We start from the raw sequence: 4,346 nt of genomic DNA, 5'->3' as shown, positions 1-4,346 counted from the left end.
CGATGCCTCCTGCGAAAAGGATCAGATCATCGCTCAGGCCAACGCTCCCGTGGATGAAACCGGCCGCTTCATTGAAGAGAACATGACCGTGCGTTCCACCGGCGGCGACGTGCTCATGGCGAGCCGCGACGAAGTCACCCTGCAGGATATTTCGCCCAGCCAGATGGTGTCCATTTCCGCCGCGCTCATTCCCTTCCTGGAACATGACGACGCCAACCGCGCCCTCATGGGTTCCAACATGCAGCGCCAGGCCGTTCCGCTTCTGCGTTCCGAACGTCCCCTGGTGGGCACGGGCATGGAATACGACGTGGCCCGCGACTCCGGCGCCTGCCTTCTGGCCGAAGGCGACGGCGTGGTCCGCTATGCCGACGCCGAGCGCGTCATCGTGGCCTACGACGATCTGTACATGGAAGACCGCGGCGGCGTGCGCAGCTACGACCTTCTGAAGTACCACAAGTCGAACCAGAACTCCTGCTTCGGCCAGAAGCCCACCTGCTACCCCGGTCAGCGCGTGAAGAAGAACGACGTGCTCGCCGACGGTCCCGGCATCGAAAACGGCGAACTGGCTCTCGGCAAGAACCTGGTCGTGGCCTTCATGCCCTGGTGCGGTTACAACTACGAAGACGCCGTGCTCATTTCCGAGCGCGCGGTAAAGGACGACATTTATACGTCCATCCACATCGAAGAATTCGAAGTGGCCGCCCGCGACACCAAGCTCGGACCGGAAGAAATCACCCGCGACATTCCCAACGTGGGCGACGACATGCTGCACAACCTTGACGCCAGCGGCGTCATCCGCATCGGTGCGTCCGTGAAGCCCGACGACATTCTCGTGGGCAAGATCACGCCCAAGGGCGAAACGCAGCTCACTCCTGAAGAAAAGCTGCTGCGCGCCATATTCGGCGACAAGGCCCGTGACGTGAAGAATACCTCCCTCAAGGTTCCCCCGGGAATCGAGGGTACCGTCATCGACGTGAAGGTGTTCAACCGCCGTTCCGGCGAGAAGGACGACCGCACCCGCGAGATCGAGGCCTACGAGATCGCCAAGCTCGACCGCAAGGAAGCGGATCATGTCCGCGCTCTTACCGAGCGTACCCGCGAGCGCATGCGTCCTCTCATGGAAGGTCAGGTTCTGGCCGTGGACATCGCCGGCAAGCGCAAGGGCGAAGTGCTGGCCGCCGCAGGCAGCGAGCTTACCTGGGACGTCATGCTTGAGCTTCCCATCAAGCGTCTGGCCGACATCCTGCGCAACAAGGACGTCAACGACCAGATCGTGCATATGCTGGAAGCCTACGACCGCCAGCTCGAAGTGGTGAAGAAGCTCTACGACTCCAAGCGCGAGAAGGCCACCGAAGGCGACGATCTGCCTCCGGGCGTCATCAAGATGGTCAAGGTGCACATCGCCATCAAGCGTAAGCTTTCCGTGGGCGACAAAATGGCCGGCCGTCACGGCAACAAGGGTGTCGTGTCCATGATTCTTCCCGAAGAAGACATGCCCTTCTTCAAGGACGGTCGTCCCGTTGACGTCGTGCTGAACCCCCTGGGCGTGCCTTCCCGAATGAACATCGGTCAGATCATGGAAACCCATCTGGGCTGGGCCGCCAAGGAACTCGGCCGCCAGCTCGCCGAAATGGTGGACAACGGCGTGGCCATGGAAGAGCTGCGCCGTGAGGTGAAGGACATCTTCGCCGCCGATCTGCCCGCAGCCCGCGCCGACGGCATGACCATCGACGAGCTTGTGGACAGCATGAGCGATGAAGAGCTCCGGAAGGCCGTGCTCGGCCTGCGCAAGGGCATCATCACCAAGACCCCCGTGTTCGACGGCGCGCAGGAAGACCAGATCTGGTCGTGGCTGGAAAGAGCCGGTCTGCCCAACGACGGCAAGACCGTGCTGTACGACGGCCGCACCGGCGAACCCTTCGCCAACCGCGTGACCACGGGCGTGATGTACTACCTCAAGCTCCATCACCTCGTCGACGAAAAGATTCACGCCCGTTCCACCGGCCCCTACAGCCTGGTGACGCAGCAGCCTCTCGGCGGTAAGGCCCAGTTCGGCGGCCAGCGTCTCGGTGAAATGGAAGTGTGGGCTCTTGAAGGCTACGGCGCGTCGTACCTGCTGCAGGAATTCCTGACCGTCAAGTCCGACGACGTGGCCGGCCGCGTGAAGATGTATGAAAAGATCGTCAAGGGAGACAACTTCCTTGAAGCCGGTCTGCCCGAATCCTTCAACGTTCTGGTCAAGGAACTCATGTCCCTCGGCCTCAACGTGAATCTTGAACAGGAAGAGCCCAAGAAGCCGGCCAAGCCCCGCTTCTTCGTGAACACCCCTGTCATTGAAGAATAAGACGGGGCGCTGCCCCGGAATCCGCCCGGGCTGCCCCGGGAGCCGCATCGGTCCTCTTTCGGGACCGGTGCGGCGCGGACGTTTTCCGCAGGAGACCGGTTGCTCCGTTTTCCTGCTCAGGCAAAGATGAATCCAACCCTCTTGCCAGGGAGATATAGATGAGTCTGGACGATCTGTTTACTGTCCGTGACACGGCGGCTACCTCCAGCGTGTCGAACATCCGCAATCTGAATTCCATTCAGATCACGCTCGCGTCGCCGGAAAACATACGGGAATGGTCGTACGGCGAAGTCAAGAAGCCGGAAACCATCAACTACCGTACGTTCAAGCCTGAACGTGACGGTCTTTTCTGCGCCAAGATCTTTGGTCCAGTCAAAGACTACGAGTGCAACTGCGGCAAGTACAAGCGCATGAAGCACCGCGGCATCGTCTGCGAAAAGTGCGGCGTTGAAGTCATTGCCTCCAAGGTGCGCCGCGAGCGCATGGGCCACATCGAACTGGCCGCGCCCGTCGCCCACATCTGGTTCCTGAAAACCCTGCCTTCCAAGATCGGCACCCTGCTCGACATGACCATGGCCGACCTGGAAAAGGTGCTGTATTTCGACTCCTACGTGGTTCTCGATCCCGGTTCCACGAACCTGAGCCGCATGCAGGTCATCTCCGAGGACCAGTACCTTCAGATTCTGGAACGTTTCGGTGACGAGGCCCTCAAGGTAGGCATGGGCGCCGAAGCCATCCGCGGCCTTCTGGAAGAGCTTGATCTGCCCGCCCTCAAGGTGAAGCTGCGCGAAGAGTCGCAGGAAACCAAGAGCCAGACCAAGAAGAAGAAGCTCACCAAGCGCCTGAAGATCGTGGAAGCCTTCCTCGAATCCAACAACAGGCCGGAATGGATGATTCTGGAAGTCATTCCCGTCATTCCGCCGGATCTTCGTCCTCTGGTTCCGCTGGACGGCGGCCGTTTTGCCACCTCCGACCTCAACGATCTGTACCGCCGCGTCATCAACCGCAACAACCGTCTGAAGCGCCTCAAGGAACTGGGCGCGCCGGACATCATCATCCGCAACGAAAAGCGCATGCTTCAGGAAGCGGTGGATGCTCTGTTCGACAACGGTCGTCGCGGCCGCGCCATTACCGGTACCAACGGTCGCCCGCTGAAGTCCCTGTCCGACATGATCAAGGGCAAGCAGGGCCGTTTCCGTCAGAACCTGCTCGGTAAGCGCGTGGACTACTCCGGCCGTTCCGTTATCTGCGTCGGTCCTTCGCTCAAGCTCCATCAGTGCGGTCTTCCCAAGAAGATGGCTCTGGAACTCTTCAAGCCCTTCATCTACTCCGAACTTGAGAAGAGAGGCTACGCCTCCACCATCAAGAGCGCCAAGAAGATGGTGGAACGCGAAGAGCTGGTGGTCTGGGACATTCTCGCCGAAGTGGTGCGCGAGTATCCCGTGCTCCTGAACCGCGCGCCTACGCTGCACCGTCTGGGCATTCAGGCCTTCGAACCCCTGCTCGTGGAAGGCAAGGCCATTCGTCTGCATCCGCTCGTGTGTACGGCCTACAACGCCGACTTCGACGGCGACCAGATGGCCGTGCACATTCCGCTTTCCGTGGAAGCGCAGATTGAATGCCGCGTGCTGCTCATGAGCACCAACAACATTCTTTCCCCCGCAAACGGCAGCCCCGTCATCATTCCTTCGCAGGACATGGTTCTCGGTCTGTATTACATGACCGTGGATCGTTCCTTCTGCAAGGGCGAGGGCATGGTCTTCTGCGGTCCCTGGGAAGTGGAAGCCGCCTACGACGCCAAGCAGCTCGACCTGCACGCCCGTATCCGCGTGCGCATGGAAGACGGCAAGATTGCCGACACCACCTGCGGCCGAGTGCTCGTGTGGGAACGTCTGCCTCACGTGCTGCCCTTCGAGGAAGTCAATAAGGTGCTCACCAAGAAGGCCATCGGCAAGCTCGTGGGCATCGCCTACAAGGCCGCCGGCATCAAGAACACCGTCAT

Annotated in this window: 2 protein-coding genes; both read left to right on the top strand. The window is 60.5% G+C overall.

Going from position 1 to position 4,346, the window contains the following annotated elements; genetic code table 11:
• A partial coding sequence (rpoB, locus tag Q0J81_RS10695) for a DNA-directed RNA polymerase subunit beta (protein ID WP_294447803.1) occupies nucleotides 1–2,344 on the top strand: 2,344 nt, incomplete at its 5' end.
• A gap of 158 nt (nucleotides 2,345–2,502) precedes the next feature.
• The coding region (gene rpoC, locus Q0J81_RS10690; RefSeq protein WP_294447800.1) for a DNA-directed RNA polymerase subunit beta' at nucleotides 2,503–4,346 on the top strand (1,844 nt) is incomplete at its 3' end.

Source organism: uncultured Mailhella sp., assembly GCF_944324575.1.
GTDB lineage: Bacteria > Desulfobacterota > Desulfovibrionia > Desulfovibrionales > Desulfovibrionaceae > Mailhella.
This window is presented reverse-complemented; position numbering and strand designations above follow the sequence as displayed.